Raw genomic sequence first — 17,154 nt, 5'->3', positions numbered from 1 at the left:
GAGCTTTCGGCTGGCGGAATGACCCTGGCCGGTCGCCGCCCGTTCCGGGTCACCGCCCGCCGCATGATCCGGCTCGGTCCGCACCGGTTCTCGGCAGCTGTCCGCATCAAGTTGATCATCATCGCCACGACAACCCGGGAGATCGCATGATCCGGCTTGCACTTCGCCAGTTCCGGGCCTCGACCTGGACCGCCGCGATCGGCCTCGTCGCCGTCGCCGTCGTGGTCCTGGCGACCCGGCCGTATGTGGCCGCTGCGGCCGCCGCCGCACGGCGTGCCTGCGGATCGGATCCCGGCTGCACGGCTCTCGCCGCGTTCGCACACAGCGATGCGGCCCTGCGTACTGCGCTCGGTCTCCTCGTGATCGTTGCACCCGCCCTCATCGGCGCGTTCTGGGGCGCGCCATTGGTGGCCCGGGAGTTCGAAGCCGGTACCCATCGGCTGGTCTGGACCCAGAGCATCAGCCGGACCCGCTGGCTGGCGGTCAAGCTGGCCGTCGCCGGTACCGCAACCCTTGTGGTCACCGGAGCGCTCAGCGCGCTCGTCACGTGGTGGGCCGCTCCGCTGGACCACGCAGCGGCGGCGGTGTACGGCACGTTCGACCAACGCGACGTCGTACCGGTCGGGTACGCGCTGTTCGCCTTCACGCTCGGCGTGACCACCGGTCTGGTCACTCGCCGGACACTGGCGGCGATGGCCCTGACGTTGGCCGGTCTGCTGGTCGTCCGGATCATCGTGACCCAGTGGATCCGGCCGCTGGCCGTCGCTAGGCAGGTGGCGACCATGGAGCTCGATCCTGACAGGACCGGATACGGCTCGGGCGGGAACATCCTTCTGGGTATCCCGCAGGCCACCCTGCAGCCGGAGCCGCCGAACATCCCGAACGCGTGGATCCGGTCCGTCCGCATTGTCGACGCCACCGGGCATCCGCTCACCGACCAGGTGCTGCAGGCGACCTGCCCGACGATCGGGCAGGGCAACGGCGGCGGCCCGGCCCGCCAGGTTCCGGCGGAGGCCATGCAGCGTATGCACGACTGCGTCGCCGGGGTGGGTGCGACCTACCACGAGGTCGTCACCTACCTGCCGGGCGGCCGCTACTGGACGTTCCAATGGTGGGAGCTTGCCGTGTACGCCTTTGTCGCGGCGCTCCTGTGCGGGTACGCGTTCTACCGCATCCGCCGTTTCCGCAGCTGATGCACGACCGATGCCGGGTCAGGCTGTGCCCGACCCGGCACCTGCCGCAGCTACCCGACCACCAAGGAGCATCGCCCGGCCCGGCCGGTCCTCGATACGGAGCCAGGGTCGAGCTCGTCGCTGTTGATGGCGACGGTGAGTTCGGCAGCGAACCCAAGACGCGATCCGCGGCCGTTCGGCAACGTCCAACCGGCTCGCCGCCCGAGCGGCGGCCAATCGACGGTCCTTGACCACGCAGGTCGGTCGTCTAGGTTCTGTTGGGTGAGGTCCCTGGTGGCGGTTCCGGGGACCTCACCGCTGGACCTGTTTAGGCTGCGACCGCGTGCGCGGCCTCGAGGATCGAGGCTGTCACGGCTTCGGGCTGGGAGACGCTGAGCGCGTGGGACGCGCCGGGCACCTCGCGTATCCCCTTGGCGCCGGCCCGGTCCGCCATGAAGCTGTGCAGGGCGACCGGGATGTTGAGGTCCTCGTCGCTGAAGACGAACCACGACGGGCGTGCGATGCGCTCCAGCGCGTCGCGGAAAGCCTCAACCGCGCTTGGGTGCAATCGATACGCGATGGCCTTCGGCCTCACCGCGTCGTTGCGCCGCTGCAGCGGGCGCTCGCGCGGGCGCTCTCTCGGGAACGGCTCACTGCCCTATCTCACGAGGGACTGCCAGGCCTCTGGTCAGCGACAAGCGAGGCTTACCTGATCGTCGCCAAGAATCGCTCAGGGTCGTCGGAGACCGTCACGGTGGCGGCGCTGCTGCACCGATCGACCTTTCGGGACATGGCATAACGACTACCGGCGGGCCAATGGATATGCCGCCTGCCGGCTGCAGCGCTGAGGCCACAGACAGCTTGCGCCACCGAGTTTCCACGCCGGCCACAACTTCCGATGGCCTGCCCACCACGCCCATCGGAATCGGCGGCCCGCTGGTCTCCGGCCAAATGGCTGGCGCCGTCCTCTGACCGTTTGGGGTCGCCGACACCTCACGTTGTTGTCCAGGGGAGTTCACCGCGGGTCGCACGGCATTTGCCGAACGTTCGTCTGCTCGCGCCTTCAACGCAAACCGCGATCTCTACGTTCTTTGTTGCTGCCAAAAAGGCTAAAAGGGACAGAAACGGACAGAACTCCGCGGTCCGGCTCGTGGCACCGCGAAGTCCTTCGGCGATGTTCGCACGACGAGCCGGAACAGGCGGGCTCACCAACGTCGCCGACGACCGGAAACTCGCGCCACCACGCAGATCCAGGATCTCTCCCAGCGTGGAGGCCGTCCGCACCACCATCTACCAGGCTCAACGTCACCGCAGACGGGCTGTACATCACCGACGGCGACGGACCGAAGGAGTGAACGGCTGGTTCCAGGTGCGGACCCCGGCCGGGGACGCACCCAAACCCTTGGCAGCTCCTCAACCCTGTGGCAGTTCGACGGGAACGTCGACCTGCTCGCCAGTTCCCGGAAGGGATGATTCATGCACGTCACGCGACAGCGCCGACGCGTCACCGAGGGCCGTCTTGGGCTCTTCGCTGGACGCGCCGGCCGTCGGATTCGCGTTCTCGCGGCCGGCACGGCTGTTCTCGCCGTCGCCGGCGGGGGCATCGCCTACGCCTCGACCGAGGCGTTCGGCACCCACCGCGTCGGTGAGTCGACCGGTCAGGGCCTGCTGCTGCCCAGCGACCAAGCCATCGCCCCGGTCGGTGAGCGGCTGCTCGTCAACAACGGAAAGCTGCTCTCCTCCACGGTCAGCCCGGACGGCCGCTACCTGGCGGCGCTGACCACCGACCGGTCGATCGCTCTCACCATCGTCGACCTGAAGAACTACAAGGTGCTGCAGCAGGCCGGGACCTCCGCGGACGCCGGCCTGCACGTCGACAACAACAACGTCGGGCAGGAGGGGCCGACCTACTCTCCCGACGGCAAGACTCTGTGGATGGCTCAAATCAACGGCTACGACCGCTTCCCGGTCAACGCCGACGGCACCCTCGGCGCCCCGACGTTCATCACAATCGCGGCGCAGGGGTCGAAGCACGCGGTGCCCGCCAAGGCGGTCTTCTCACCTGACGGCTCCACCGTGTACGCCGCCGTCAACGGCCAGAACCGTGTGGTGGCGATGGATCCCGCGACCGGTGCGATCCAGCAGAGCTGGGCGGTGGGCAACGCGCCGCGGGACACGGTGCTGGTCGGCAAGAAGCTGTACGTGAGCAACGAGGGCGGGCGCCCGGCGAAGGACGGCGACACCGCGCTGAACTCCTACGGCACCCAGGTGCCCGCCGACCCGGACACCGGCGCCACCACCACCGGCACCGTGAGCGTCATCAACGTGACCGACCCGGCCGCCGCCGTCTCGAGTATCGACGTCGGCGTGCACCCGACCGCGCTGCACGCCGCCGACGGGGCGCTGTTCGTCACGAACACCGGCAGCGACGACGTCAGCGTCATCGACACCTCCAAGGACGAGGTGGTCCAGACCATCGCGACCCAGCCGTGGCCGAAGGCCACTGTCGGCTACCACCCCAACGGCGTCACCCTCACAGACGACGGGCACCTGCTGGTCACCCTCGGCCGGGCGAACGCGGTCGCCGTCTACCGCTACACGAGCCCGCAGGAGCCGGTCAGCTACGTCGGTCTGCTGCCCATGGACTACTACCCGGAGAACGTGACCACCGTCGGCGAGGAGGTGCTCGTCACCAACCTGCGCGGCATCGGCGCGCGCGGGCCCGAGCGCACCATCGACAAGGGGCCCGGCACCACGCCGGCCACCGGCCACAACACCCACGACGCGACCGGCACGCTGCTGCGGTTCACCCTACCCAGCGACTCCAAGATCGCCGCCGCCACGGAAACGGTCTTCCACCAAAACGGCTGGGACAACACCTCCGTGCAGGCGCGCAGCGGCGCCAACGTGGCGCCCGTGCCGGTCCCCAAGCGACTCGGTGACCCATCGACGATCAAGCACGTCTTCCTGATCGTCAAGGAGAACCGGACCTACGACCAGGTGTTCGGCGACGACCCGCGCGGTAACGGCGACCCCTCGCTGGCGCAGTTCGGCCAGGACGTGACCCCGAACCAGCACGCACTGGCGCGGCAGTTCGGGCTCTATGACAACACCTACGACGTCGGCACCAACTCCGCCGAGGGACACAACTGGCTGATGCAGGCCGACAACCCCGAGTACGTCGAGTCCCAGGCCGGGGAGTACGAGCGCAGCTACGGCTCCAACGACGACGCTCTGGGCCACCAACGGTCCGGCTTCCTGTGGACCGGCGCCGCGGCGGCCGGGAAGTCCGCGCGCGTCTTCGGCGAGTACAACTCGTCCATGACCGCCCCGGCCGGCACGAAGTGGCAGGACTACTACTGCGACGCCAAGAACATGGAGGCGACCGGTCAGGACACCACGATCAAGACGACCACCTCCTCGCCGATCCCGTCGCTGAACGACATCACGGTGCATGCCTTCCCGAGGGGGGGAACTTCGGTCTCCGAGCAGTACCGGTACGAGCTCTGGAAGCGTGACTTCGAGGCGAACGGGCCGGCCAACCTCAACCTGATGGCGCTGCCTGTCAACCACACCGGTGGGAGCGGCACCCCCAACGCGATCGCCCAGGTCGCCGACAACGACCTCGCCGTCGGCAAGGTCGTGGACACCATCTCCCACAGCAAGTGGTGGAAGGACACGGCGATCTTCGTCATCGAGGACGACACCCAGAACGGCGTCGACCACGTCGACGGCGCCCGCGGCCCGGTGCAGATCATCAGCCCGTGGGCAAAGCACGGCACGGTCGACAGCCACTACTACACCCAGATCACCATGATCCGCACCATCGAGCAGATCCTCGGGATCCAGCCGATGAACCAGAAGGACAGCGCCGCCACCCCGATGCGCAGCGCCTTCACCCAAGCGGCCGACAACACGCCGTTCAACGCCGTGCCCAACCGCGTCCCGCTGACCTACGGGCTGTCCACCCCGCCGGCCTGCGGCGCGGACACCGTGGCCGCGAAGTACGCCCCGCTCGCCCCGGCCCAAGCCGCGGCACCGGCGGTGCCCGCGGACAACAAGCACGTCGCCGAACTCTGGCAGGCCTGGCAGAAGCAGCAGCACCTGACCGGCCCCAACGCGGTCCTCGACTCCGCCAACCCCGACCAGATGGACCACTTCACCTGGTACGAGGCACACGGCTGGGCGAAACCCTACCCGGGCGAGCAGAAGGTCCTGACCCCGGCCGAAGTACCCGGCAGGTACCTGCCGTCGCCGGACTCCGACGGCTGACCCGCCGCACGACACGACGGCCCGCCGGATCCCCGGCGGGCCGTCAGCCTCGAGCACTCCCCCAGGGGTGTGGACACCTGGCCGCAGGCCGTATCCAGGTCCGCTCCGACCGGATCGCCGCCAGCCGACCAGATCAACCCCGTCGCCGTGCAAGCCATGGCCGAGGTCGGCATCGACATCACCGGCAACTGGCCCCGCCTGCTCGACAACGACGACGTACGAGCCTCCGACGTGGTGATCACCATGGGATGCGGCGAAACCGAGATGGTCAGGCATCCTCCAAACTCAGATACCCCCCGGCCAGGCGGGCTCGTTGGACTCTGCTGCATTGCTACCGGGGCCACTCAAAACGCCGTGCCGCCTGAGCTGCCCGGTAGTTTTTGCTGCCCTCGCCCAGCGACGGCCTCAGCTCGGGCCCGATCCTTCGGACCCGTTCCTGACGAAGCGGGTCAGGAGGTCGCGGAAGGTGGCTTGCTCTGCCTTGGTGAGGCAGCCGAACAGCTGCTGTGTCACCTGCTCGGCCACCTTGTTCGCCGCGGCGAACCGCTTCTCTCCCTCGGCCGTCAGTGCGATCGTTCGGGCGCGCCGGTCCCCTGGCACTGGCTGCCGGACGGTGAGCCCGCGCTGCTCGAGCTCGTCCACCGTGCGCAGCATGGCGGACTTGTCGCTGTTGAGCTCCTGGGTCAGCCGCGCCTGCGTCACCGGACCAAGACGCGCCAAGGTGGTCAGCACTCCGTAATGGCGTCCCTCGATATCGAGCGCCTGCAGCGCCTCGGTGAACGCCTTGGCCGCGCGCTGGTGCGCCAGGCGTAGCAGTAGGCCGATCTCGGCCCCGGCAGAGCGGGAAACAGTCACGTCCGCCAGCATATCTTCAGCCAAGAAAGTCTCAAATGAGAAAGTCTCATCAGAGAGTACTCGTGCTACGCTCGCGGATGTGATCGCAGCAATGGGGCCTGGATGGGCCCACTGGCCGTTCCGCATCGTCATCAGCGTCGCGGCGTTACTCCTGTTCGACCAGGCGGTGTTCGCTGGCCAGTTCCTGTCCGGAACGTTCGGCTCACTGCAGACCCATCGAGCCAACGCGACCACCGCCGCATTCGCCGTGCTCGCAGCGGGAGCGTGCGCTGTGCTGTTGCGTTGGCCTGGCCGCGGGCCGCTGTGGCCGTGCCTTGCCTGCCTGGGCTTGTTCGGGTTGATCGCCCTGCAGATCGCGCTCGGGTTCGCCCGGGTTCTGACGATCCACATACCGCTCGGTGTGTCAATCATCGCTCTCGCCGTGGGGTTGGCGATCTGGGCTTGGCGCTACGGGCCGAGCCGAGCACCAGGCGCCGCGGTCGCACCCAAGGACGCGAACCTCGCCGAAGAAGCGGCCAGCTCGTGATGGTCAGCAGGCGGGCGTTCCTTGGTGTGCTAGGCGGCCTCAGTGCCGCCGCAGTCGTCGGAGTTCCATTGGCATCCGGGGTGCACGGCTCTTCGTCGACGGGAGAGTTGCTGACCAGCCAGCTGCCGTTGCCGCGGCCGTTCACCCTTCCCTTTCGGGTTCCTCCGGTGCTGAGGCCCACCAGCAGCGACGCCACCGGCGCCTACTACGAGGTAATCCAGAAGGCGTCGATCGCCGAAATACTGCCAGGAGTACGAACCCCGATCTGGGGCTACAACGGCATCTTCCCGGGGCCCACCATCGTGTCGACCAGCGGGCGACGCACCGTGGTCAGGCACCGCAATCAACTACCCGTTCCCGTCGTCGTCCACCTGCACGGCGGGCACACACCGGCAGAGCACGACGGCTACCCCACAGATCTGCTCTACCCTGCCGGGCCGCCCGCCACAATGCGTCGCCCCGGCATGGCCGGACCAAACAACATGGCCGGAAACGTCGCCCATGGCACGCGAGACTACGTCTACCCACTGCGGCAGCCAGCGGCGACGCTGTGGTACCACGACCACCGCATGGACTTCACCGGCCCGAGCGTGTGGCGCGGGCTCGCCGGGTTCCACATCCTCCACGACCCCGACGAGCAAAGGCTCGGCCTTCCCTCGGGCAAGCACGACCTGCCGATCATGATCACGGATCGATCGTTCGCGGCGGACGGAACGCTCCTCTACCCCAGCCTCGACCCGACCCTCCTGCATACACCGGGGGTCCACGAGCCGTACGGATCCGGAGTGCTCGGTGACGTCATCCTGGTGAACGGCGTACCGTGGCCAGTCGCGAACGTGCCGGCGGTCAGACACCGGCTTCGGCTGCTCAACGCCTCCAACGCCCGCCGCTACCGCCTGGTGCTCGACCCCGCCCCAACCGGTGGGAACGCCCTGATCCAGATCGGCAGCGAGGGCGGACTCCTCCAGCGACCCGTCACCCACGATGCGATCGAGATCGCACCCGCCGAGCGCTTCGACGTGGTGGTGGACTTCGGCCGCTACCGCCCAGGGCAGCAGGTCACCCTGCGCAACGAGTTCGGCGACGGCTCGACGATCCCCATCATGCGCTTCACGATCACCCATCGCACAGCCGACGACACCCGGATCCCTGACGAACTCACCAGCAGCGCCATCCCCAAAGAAAAGGACGCGGCCACCAGCCGTACCCTCCACTTCCGCCACGACAAGGTCAACGGCATGGCGGGCTGGACCATCAACGGCCAACCATTCGACCCGAACATCAGCGTGGCCCGGCCGAAACTAGGTAGCACAGAGACCTGGCAGCTGACCTCAGACTTCCACCACCCGATCCATCTGCACCTCGGGCACTTCCACGTGCTGTCCCGAGGAACCAGCGGACCAGGCCCCTACGACCACGGACCCAAGGACACCATCGACCTACGCCCCGCAGAGCAAGCGAGGATCTTGGTCACCTTCAATGACTATGCCGGGCGCTTCATCTTTCACTGCCACAACCTCGAACACGAAGACATGGCGATGATGGGCAACCTCACCACCGTCAGTTGAGGTGCTGGGACATACCTCCTCGGATGGCCCCGGCGCTGGGGACCTTACGCACCCCCAAGGGTGTCGCCAGTGGTCCGCCGAAGGGTCGACCAGATGGGCGAGTCGGGCGCACGTCGGCTGTCTGGGCTGCCCGGTTTCCTCGCAGGCTCGGAGGGGCGGTGGGCCTCAGACCCGAGCACTCGACAAAGGCACGACGGGCAGATCGCCCTGTGGCCACGCAGCCGGCTCGACTTCAACAACGCTCTGCAATTACCGCTACGCTCAGCGCTGCCAGGCGACCGAGCTCGCGGCCGCCCAGCCCAGCCACCTGGTCGTGTTCGACGTGCTGGAAACCGCGCGAAATGGTCCGGAATGGGCGGGCACCCGTGGCCGCCGAAAGTCACAGTCAACTAGCGATCCAAACCGACCGGCTACCGCCAGGTCGCGCTGCTCGCAGGGTGGAGATCCGCGCCGACTTCGCCACCGACCAGGGTCGCCGATGGCGGCACCGGTGCGGATGCTCCGGGTGCAGGACGTCGCCACGGATGAGGTGCCGCTTGACCTCGATCTGGCGGGCTGATCTGGCCAGGATGGACGAAGCGCCCGACACAGGCTCGGGCGCAGATGGAGGACTACCCATGGACGATCCTCGGCCGGTTTACCGCGTCCAGCCGGAGCGAGGCCAGTGGAGGCTCAGCCGGAACGACGAGCTGCTCCAGCGCTTCGAAACCAAGGGGGAGGCGGTCGAAGAGGGCAGGAAGCTGGCGCGTGCCGAGCGTCCTAGCCAGCTCGTCGTTCATGATCGCGGCGCCATGGTGGAGGTCGAGTCGATCTATTAGATAAATCACCCATGCGACGCAGTGTCAGCCCGACGGTGACAAGCCAGCGCCGCTCTGTGGCGCGGTGGCCGTCGCGAAGGGGCAACTATGCACGGCTCCGCCTACGTCCCCGATCGCGGGTGGACACCGTTCCGGATCCGCTCCAGGCGAGGGTCAGCAGGTCGGTCCCTTCTAATCCGGTCGAATCCAAAGGGGTGGTCGTTGGTGATCAGCAGGCGATCCCTTGGGGCTGATCAGCCGGCGTCGACCGCTTTGCCAGTGTTCCCATGTCCGGGTTCGGCGGTGGACGTGCGATGGCGCAGGCAGGCGAGCACGAAGTCGCCGACGGCCTCGTCGTCGTCGCCGGCAGGGGCCCACGCGACTCCGACCTGGCTGGGGCCGACGCCGGTGACGGGACGGTAGGTGACTCCAGGCCGCTGGTAGAAGCGCGCGGTGGCCTGGGGGGTGAGGCTGACGCCGTAACCGTTGGCAATGGCCGTCAGCCACTCATCCGGGTTACGGGCGATCGCACCGATCCTGACGGGACGACCTTCGCGCTCGTCTGTGGCCAGCCAGTACTCGCGCCACCAGCCCGACTCGGGCGGAGTGGCGATGAACGGCTCGTCCCACAGCTCCCGGAACGGGATCTCGGCCAGCCCCGCGAGCGGGTGGGAGGCAGGGATGCCCACCCAGCGAGGCTCGGTGATCAGCACCTCCACCCGAAGCTTGTCCTGCCCTGGGAACGGTAACCGCAGTAGCGCCACGTCCACCTGTCCGTCGGCCAGTCCCGCAGTGGGGTCGGACCAGTCGGTCTGCCGCATCTCCACCCGCCAGCCGGGACGGCGGCGAGCGAACGACCCGATGATCTCCTGGGTGTCCTCGTTGGCAGCGCTGGCCACGAACCCGACACGCAGCACATGGGAGGCACGGCTGGAGACGCCGCGGGTCTCCCTCAACGTTCTGTCCCACTCCTCCAGGACATCAGGCACGCGCTCGGCCAGCGCCCGCCCGGCTTCAGTGAGCGCCATGCCCGCCCGGGAGCGCGTGAACAGCTCGACCCCCAGCTGGGCTTCCAGCTGTTTGATCTGCTTGGTCAACGCCGGCTGGGAGATGAACAGCCGTTCCGCCGCCCGGGTCAGGTGCGCTTCCTCGGCAACGGCCGCGAAGTAGCGCAGCAGCCGCGTATCGATATCCATGCCAACAGGTTATGGATCCAGGTATTGGACGGGTCGCGGCGGGCCCCGCCAGGATTGAGCACGCAAGCAGGAAGCAGTGCAACCACCGAGAGAAGCCGACACCATGAGCGACAAGACCTCGAAAATCGACGCCATCAACAAGTTCTTCGCCGCCTACGCCACCTACGACCTCGAGGCCATGCGCGAGGTACTCACCGACGACATCGAGTGGACCATCCCGGGCCACCACGCGCTGTCAGGGATCAAGCGTGGCGTCGAGGAGGTCGCGGCCTTCTTCACGCAGCTCGCCAAGGCCGGCTTCCAAGCCGATCCGCTGTTCCTGGAGGCCAACGAGGAGTACGTAGTCGACATCCACCGCGGCTGGACCACCGAGGGCGTAGGCAAAGTCGACACCACCTGGGCCCTGGTATGGCACTTCAACACCGAAGGCAAGGTCGACCGCGTCATCAACCTCTCCGGCGACCAGCACCACATGGACGCGTACGTCTGGGACAACTACACGCTGGCACCCCTCCCTGAGCGGCTCACCTGAACCGCCCGTCCAGGTCGCGCCCCCGCAAGGCGCCCGATCGGTTCTCATAGGGATCGGCTGCGCGGATGAGATAACCGCCTGGCCCACGTCAGGTCAGTGAGCGGGCATCGGCGACGGCGTACTCGGATACCGACGCCGCGAGCATCACCGCGCTCTGCTCCTGGCTCGGGCCGCTGCCGCGGAAGGTCGTGACGGCCTGCTGGCTGTCCCACCGTTCGAAGATGTTGATCCGTCCTGGGTCGATCACGGCGGTGATGGAGAAGTCGAGGCCGCCCGGTGCGCGGCGTGCCTGCTCGAAGCCGGTGACGCAGCCGGCGAGGGAGTGCTCCCGCTGGGTTGGCTCGACGAAGATCTATCCGGCGACGATCACCATGGTGTTCCCTCCCGACTCTCGACCATCCAACTGGACCGAATCCCTACGTAGTCGGAACTCGCAACTCGCCGTTGCGATCGCGGGGCAGACCCTCGGCGTTGGCTCTAGCCCAGCCATGGCAGGCCGCGGCGTCCCGACGCTGGGCGGCGTGGACCGGGCACGCGTCTCGGCCTGCTAACTCCGGTCGAGCGCAGCATGCTCGTTCGTGGAGGTGGCTCCCGCTCTCCATCGTATGAAGCGGAGCCGTGGCCGCGGTCCTACAAAGGGTGACCGGACAGCCTGCGAGCGACGTGCTGCTGGTCGAGGTGGTCGAGTGTCCGACCTGCCTTGGTGTGGCACCAGGCGCCGTGGTCGGCGTGGCAGGGGCGGGCCAGGGTTGTCAGCTCGGAGCGACCATAGCCGGCGAGGCCGGGCGCCCCGCCTCCAGATCACTCAAGGTGGGCGTCCGCAGGTGAGTCACTCATAGGGGCGCCTCTCTCGCGCAACGTCAAGGCAGCCGGATACGCAGCGCCACAGCCATCTGCGCGAACACCCCGCCCACCTGTCCGCAAGTTCGCCGGACGAAGATCATCCGAACCTAATGGTCCACTCTGGACCTGTCGCCCACCAGACATGATCAACAGCAATGCAGGTGTGTCGCTCGAAGCGTGTCGGCGGCAACGGATAGCCTTTCCGCATGCTGCCTGTAGCATTGAACGCCGTCGATCACGAGAGCGTCTTCCAAGCTGTCGGTGCCACCGCATATGCCACCGGTTTGCAGCACGCACGGCAACATGCGGTCACCGAGCTACGGTGGGATCCTTCGGACGGTGCGCTCCACGGGACTGTGCATAGCAGGAACGGCGACTCCCACACGTCGACGGCGCACTTCTCTTCCTCCGACAGATTGCCCATGGACTTCGAGCTAGGCCAGTGCAGCTGCCGGGCCGCATTCAACTGTGAGCATGTCGTGGCGTTGGTGCTGACGACTATCGACGCCGAGCGTTCACCGATCTTGTTGGGTCTGAACTCACAACCCCAGCCATGGGAACAATCCCTGGGAGCGCTGATCAAGCGCTCATCAGTAGACCACGCGAGTCCACCAGGTACGACGCCGCTAGCCATCGAACTGACCCTGTCCGTGCCCAGCCGCCCAAGGCAAATGCGGGCCGCCGCGGCGGCGCCAACAGCGCCCGCCGTGCGGCTCCATGCCCGGCTGGTGAGACCGGGTAGAAACGGCTGGGTCAGCGGCGGGCTGAGCTGGACCAAGCTGGGTTCCCTGCACTATTACCCCGAATACCCCGCCGCGCACGTGCAGTTGCTGAAGGAGCTCTATGCTCTCTATCAGTCCTCCAGCACAGTGCATTACACCTACGGTGAGGAAAAGTCGATCGACCTGTCGGCGTTCGACAGCCGTCAGCTCTGGTCAATGTTGGACGAGGCCGAAGCGATCGGCCTGCGGATGGTTCACGGACGAAAGCGGCTCGGCGCTGTTGACCCCTACGTCACCGGCGAGTTATGCCTTGACGTCACCCGCAGTGAAGGGTCTGAATCGCTCGTGATCAGCCCCGTGATTCGCGTCGACGGGGCAGATATCGGCGCCACGCCGATCCGATTCATCGGCACCGAGGGCCACGGCGTCATCTACGTCGACCACACCGAAACGCAGAGCGGCGACGGTCCCGATCACTGGCGCCTCCGGCTGGCCAAGCTTGCCAAGTCGGCGCCACCGCCGCTCCAGCGCATGGCGCTGGAGAGCCAGCATCTGGAAGTTCCCACCGCCGACCAGTCCCGGTTTCGTGAGGAGTACTACCCGCGGCTGCGGCACATGACCACGCTCATCTCCTCTGACGGATCCTTCACCCCACCCGAGATCTCCGATCCCACCCTGCTACTTCGCGCCGCCTACGGCCCTGACCACGCCCTCGACATCGCCTGGGAATGGGCGTACGAGGTTGGTGACGCACGGCTACACGTGCCACTGCAGCCGGTTGAGTCAGAGGCGACATTTCGGGATCTGGGCCAAGAGCGCGACATCCTGGCCAACATCGACCTCCCGCTCGGCCAGTTCGGGCTCCTTCAACCCGATTCGGATCAGATCACCTCGGAGCAAACCCTGGCTCCGCATGCTGAGTTCGGCGGAATCGACACCATGCGTTTCAGCACGGAGATGCTGCCGCTCCTAGCGGGCCAGCCTGGGGTTGCTGTCGAGGTCAGCGGAGAGCCCGCCGACTACCGCGAAGTGGGCGACTCGCTGCGCATCGGCGTGTCGACCGACGAAGTGGCGGACGAAACGGATTGGTTCGACCTCGGAATCACGATCAACGTGGAGGGACAGGAGGTTCCGTTCACCGATGTGTTCTTCGCCCTCAGCAACGGCCAGTCGTACCTGTTGCTCCCCAGCGGCGCCTACTTCTCTTTGGACAAGCCAGACCTGCAGGCGCTGCGGAGGCTGATCGAAGAGGCACAGTCCTTGCAGGACTCACCCAACGGAGCGCTCAAGATCAGTCGGTTCCAGGCCGGGCTATGGGAAGAGCTGGCCGACTTGGGAGTGGTCGACCGCCAGGCGAAGGCATGGAAGCAGCAGGTAGCCGGTCTGTTGTCGATCGACTCGGTCGGCACGAAGAACCCACCGGCCACCCTGGCGGCGCAGCTGCGCCCTTACCAAGTGGACGGATTCCGGTGGTTGGCCTTCTTGTGGAAGTTTCAGCTCGGCGGCATCCTTGCCGACGACATGGGGCTCGGCAAGACCCTGCAAGCGTTGGCGCTGATCTGCCATGCCAAAAGGGCCAAGCGTGCCCTCCCACCGTTCCTGGTCGTCGCACCGACGAGTGTCGTGTCGAACTGGGCAGCCGAATCCGAACGCTTCGCGCCAGGACTGAAGGTGGTGCCGATCTCCGACACGCAACGGCGCCGCGGTCAGGCCCTCGACGAGATCATCACGGGTGCCGATGTGGTAGTCACCTCCTACACGCTCCTACGGCTCGAGTTCGATGCCTACTCCGAGGTCGCCTGGTCGGGTCTGTTCCTCGACGAAGCCCAAGTCGTCAAGAACCACAAGTCGAGGGTCTACCAGTGCGCCCGGCGGCTTTCGGCGCCGTTCAAGGTGGCGATCACCGGTACGCCGATGGAGAACAACCTGATGGAGTTGTGGTCCCTGCTGTCGATCACCGCACCCGGATTGTTTCCGAATCCGTCTCGTTTCCTCGACTACTACAGTCGCCCCATCGAAGCCCAGGGCAATACCGAGCTTCTCGCGCAGTTGCGGCGGCGGATCAAACCACTTGTTAAGCGCCGCACCAAGGAACAGGTGGTCGCTGACCTCCCGGCCAAGCAGGAACATGTCCTCTCAGTGGACCTGCATCCGCGACATCGGAAAATCTATCAAGTTCATTTGCAACGGGAGCGACAGAAGGTTCTCGGTTTGATCGACGACGTGAACAAGAACCGGTTCACGATTCTTCGCTCGCTAACGTTACTGCGGCAGTTGAGTCTCCATGCCGGACTGGTCGACGACCGGCACCAGAACATTCCCTCTGTGAAGATCGATGCACTGTTCGAGCAACTTCGTGATGTGACTGGAAGTGGACATCGCGCCCTTGTGTTCAGCCAGTTCACTGGATTTCTCCACAAGTTGCGTGAGCGGCTGGACGCGGAGGGTGTGGAATATTGCTACCTGGATGGAAGGACCCGGAGCAGGGCTTCCGTATTGAAGCGCTTCAAGGACGGTGCGGCCCCGGTCTTTCTGATCAGCCTCAAGGCGGGTGGAGTCGGGCTGAACCTCACCGAGGCGGACTACTGCTTCCTCCTCGACCCGTGGTGGAACCCTGCGACAGAGGCGCAGGCGGTCGACCGGATCCACCGCATCGGGCAGACCAAGAACGTCATGGTCTACCGCCTCATCGCCAAGGACACCATCGAGGAGAAGGTAATGGCGCTGAAAGCGAAGAAGGCCGAACTGTTCTCCAGCGTCATGGACGACGGCAACATCTTTGGCACCAGCCTGGAAGCCGAAGATATTCGTGGGCTCTTCACCTAACCCAGCATCGACGACAACCGCGCCACCCTGGTCCCTCACCACCGAGGACGGCGGGGCCCTCTTCCTTCGCGTCCTGTCCGGCCACATCCCGTGTCCACCGGCTCCTGTTCCAACCCCTCTCCAACGGCGACCTTGGCGACCTCGGCGACCTCATGACCTGTGTACGCGACCACATGTGCGCCCAGCCACCCCGCACCGGCCCCGCAACGCCACCCCACCCCCACATCGGCGTAGGCCTCGGTGACTCAAAAGATGCGGTGGAGACCGCGTCGTAACTTGAGCCGGGGCCAAGCGGGGTCATGAGCTCATTTCAGTCGGGGGATGGGCGTCGCGCCAGGCTTGCCATATCTCTGGGCGGAGCCGGCCTCGAGGTGGAACCTCCAAGCCAGTGGTGCGGGCCCAGGCACGGACTTCGGCAGTGCTCGGTTCTGGCGCCGACGGAGCCTTGGCGGTCTCGGCGCGCCCGTTCGGATCGATGAGGCCGGCCGACGCGTCGTCCACACTCGCCCACGTGTGTGCCGCCGCCAGCCAGCGGTAGGTGTACTCCTCAGCGAGTTGTCGGGTCTCGGCGAACACGATCGGCACCTCAGGCCAGCGGATCTGCACCTCGGCGAGCCCATCGAGGACGACCGCTGGTCGAACCCACTCCAGCTTGAACAGGTCGCTGTAGCGGTCCTCGACGACAACCGCGGCGCGCGGAAGGGTCGTCAGATCGCCGAGCTGGTAGGCGAGCTTGCCCCCGGTCAGCGAGGACACCAGGTCCGCCAGCGACTTCCGTTCAACCGCTGCCACCATCCGACCTGCGACGACCACTCCGTAGTCGCCGCAGGGAAGGGCTCGGCGTAGGACGTGTACTGGTTTGGCAGCGAACTTGTAGGGGTACTGCTCGTGGGAGTCGACGAGGATTTCTAGTTCGGGCAGGCCAGCGGCCCGCGCGCGTGGTGTACGCACGTTCGGCCTGGCCTTCTTACGGGTACGGGCAGACTGCCAGAACACGACGTCGCGGCCACGGGCTTGGGTGTAGACGATCTGGGAGCGGTTCTCCCTGCTGCGGTCGAGCACCAGCTCGATCGCAGCGCCTCTGCGTACACAAGAACGCACGGGTACTCGCTCAACGATCTCGGCATCGGCCGGCCATGCATCACCAGATACGGGATGGCAGTAGACCGCATTGGTCCGCGGCCAGAGGTCACCCACACGAAAGACCAACTCATCCTGCCCCAACGGCACACGCAACAGGTACGGAAGCCGAGAATCCGGATCCGGGTTGCGTGCGATCAACAGGTCCATGCGCCCACCTCCGCTTACTTGCCCGCTTAGCTCAGGCCACGTAAACAGCCTTAGCTTAGGCCGGGTAACCACCCCTGCCGGTAGTCGCTACCCCGCGTCGAGCCACGTTGCGGAACGTCGACCGGTGCAGGGCCGCCGCGACCGCGACGGCCCCGGATGGCCCCGAGCGGCTCTTCGCCACGCTCAGGGTGCGCCTCATCGAGACCTTCGTCAGCGTGGTAATAGTCACCCTGCGCGGCAGGATCACCACGTCGGTGTCCTGCCCCCAGGGAACTCCTCTCGCGCAGGCCTGACAGCAGCGAGCGCTCGTCGGCCCGACCTTCCGATGCCCGGCTGAGCTGACCGCCACCCACCACCGGAGCGTTGAGCTCCGCCAGAAGTTTGAGTTGGCGGGAGTACGTCGACACCTGACAGCCTGCACGCCCTGGGGGAGATGCACCCTAGGGGTCGCCAACGACGTGTCCTCGCACCTGGTAGGCAGCAGGAGCAGCTGATCGAGGCGCTCACCTTCGGAATCGACCCCGTCAGGTACGCGACTGCAGCCCGACAGGAGTC

14 protein-coding genes and 1 pseudogene are annotated in these 17,154 nt (G+C 66.5%); 10 read left to right on the top strand and 5 right to left on the bottom strand.

The window, feature by feature from the left end:
* Window positions 1-18 precede the first annotated feature (18 nt).
* Entirely contained in the window at window positions 19-150 is a 132-nt protein-coding gene (locus HEB94_RS52240) for a hypothetical protein (RefSeq protein ID WP_273374894.1), read from the top strand.
* Entirely contained in the window at window positions 147-1,193 is a 1,047-nt protein-coding gene (locus HEB94_RS04610; RefSeq protein WP_192748771.1) for an ABC transporter permease, read from the top strand. The genes HEB94_RS52240 and HEB94_RS04610 overlap by 4 nt, the downstream gene beginning before the upstream one ends.
* Before the next feature lie 307 nt (window positions 1,194-1,500).
* Here HEB94_RS04610 and HEB94_RS04605 read toward each other — a convergent pair whose 3' ends face one another.
* Entirely contained in the window at window positions 1,501-1,740 is a 240-nt protein-coding gene (locus tag HEB94_RS04605) for an alpha/beta fold hydrolase (protein ID WP_192748770.1), read from the bottom strand.
* 908 nt (window positions 1,741-2,648) lie between these two features.
* On the opposite strand from HEB94_RS04605, the gene HEB94_RS04600 reads away from it, so the two are divergent.
* Window positions 2,649-5,444, top strand: coding sequence for a bifunctional YncE/alkaline phosphatase family protein (locus HEB94_RS04600; RefSeq protein ID WP_192748769.1), 2,796 nt, complete (start codon window positions 2,649-2,651; stop codon window positions 5,442-5,444).
* A 74-nt stretch (window positions 5,445-5,518) separates the two neighbouring features.
* Window positions 5,519-5,702: pseudogene (locus HEB94_RS53330) on the top strand (arsenate reductase/protein-tyrosine-phosphatase family protein); the annotation flags it as partial.
* 147 nt (window positions 5,703-5,849) lie between these two features.
* Here the strand turns inward: HEB94_RS53330 and HEB94_RS04590 are convergent.
* Window positions 5,850-6,311: a MarR family winged helix-turn-helix transcriptional regulator gene (locus tag HEB94_RS04590; protein ID WP_192748768.1), complete on the bottom strand. Its 462-nt coding sequence runs from the start codon at window positions 6,309-6,311 to the stop codon at window positions 5,850-5,852.
* Window positions 6,312-6,378: 67 nt separating this feature from the next.
* Here HEB94_RS04590 and HEB94_RS04585 point away from each other — a divergent pair, with 67 nt between their 5' ends.
* From HEB94_RS04585 to HEB94_RS04575, 3 genes are all read left to right on the top strand, one after another.
* Entirely contained in the window at window positions 6,379-6,825 is a 447-nt protein-coding gene (locus HEB94_RS04585; protein ID WP_192748767.1) for a hypothetical protein, read from the top strand.
* Between the two features lie 167 nt (window positions 6,826-6,992).
* Window positions 6,993-8,393 (top strand): multicopper oxidase family protein, encoded by a 1,401-nt coding sequence (locus HEB94_RS04580; RefSeq protein WP_337917469.1) that lies wholly within the window; start codon window positions 6,993-6,995, stop codon window positions 8,391-8,393.
* 617 nt (window positions 8,394-9,010) lie between these two features.
* Complete coding sequence (locus HEB94_RS04575) at window positions 9,011-9,211, top strand: DUF2188 domain-containing protein (RefSeq protein ID WP_192748766.1); 201 nt, start codon at window positions 9,011-9,013, stop codon at window positions 9,209-9,211.
* Between the two features lie 233 nt (window positions 9,212-9,444).
* Here the strand turns inward: HEB94_RS04575 and HEB94_RS04570 are convergent, their stop codons facing one another.
* Window positions 9,445-10,386 carry a LysR family transcriptional regulator gene (locus HEB94_RS04570; RefSeq protein ID WP_192748765.1) on the bottom strand — a complete coding sequence of 314 codons (942 nt, stop codon included), beginning with the start codon at window positions 10,384-10,386 and terminating at the stop codon, window positions 9,445-9,447.
* A gap of 103 nt (window positions 10,387-10,489) precedes the next feature.
* On the opposite strand from HEB94_RS04570, the gene HEB94_RS04565 reads away from it, so the two are divergent.
* On the top strand, window positions 10,490-10,918 hold the full coding sequence (locus HEB94_RS04565) for a nuclear transport factor 2 family protein (protein WP_192748764.1): 429 nt from the start codon (window positions 10,490-10,492) through the stop codon (window positions 10,916-10,918).
* A gap of 88 nt (window positions 10,919-11,006) precedes the next feature.
* Here HEB94_RS04565 and HEB94_RS54340 read toward each other — a convergent pair whose 3' ends face one another.
* Window positions 11,007-11,270 (bottom strand): putative quinol monooxygenase, encoded by a 264-nt coding sequence (locus HEB94_RS54340; RefSeq protein ID WP_420481577.1) that lies wholly within the window; start codon window positions 11,268-11,270, stop codon window positions 11,007-11,009.
* Between the two features lie 697 nt (window positions 11,271-11,967).
* Between HEB94_RS54340 and HEB94_RS04555 the strand changes: the two genes are divergently transcribed.
* Window positions 11,968-15,309 (top strand): DEAD/DEAH box helicase, encoded by a 3,342-nt coding sequence (locus tag HEB94_RS04555; RefSeq protein WP_192748763.1) that lies wholly within the window; start codon window positions 11,968-11,970, stop codon window positions 15,307-15,309.
* A 297-nt stretch (window positions 15,310-15,606) separates the two neighbouring features.
* Here the strand turns inward: HEB94_RS04555 and HEB94_RS04550 are convergent, their stop codons facing one another.
* A complete protein-coding gene (locus HEB94_RS04550) occupies window positions 15,607-16,371 on the bottom strand; it encodes an ERCC4 domain-containing protein (RefSeq protein ID WP_337917468.1) in 765 nt (254 codons plus the stop codon).
* Window positions 16,372-16,706: 335 nt separating this feature from the next.
* On the opposite strand from HEB94_RS04550, the gene HEB94_RS50195 reads away from it, so the two are divergent.
* Window positions 16,707-16,892 (top strand): hypothetical protein, encoded by a 186-nt coding sequence (locus HEB94_RS50195; protein ID WP_238361423.1) that lies wholly within the window; start codon window positions 16,707-16,709, stop codon window positions 16,890-16,892.
* Window positions 16,893-17,154: the final 262 nt, after the last annotated feature.

Source organism: Actinopolymorpha pittospori (genome assembly GCF_014873875.1).
GTDB lineage: Bacteria > Actinomycetota > Actinomycetes > Propionibacteriales > Actinopolymorphaceae > Actinopolymorpha > Actinopolymorpha pittospori.
The sequence above is the reverse complement of the archived record's forward strand: the minus strand, read 5'-3'. Positions and strand labels throughout refer to the sequence as shown.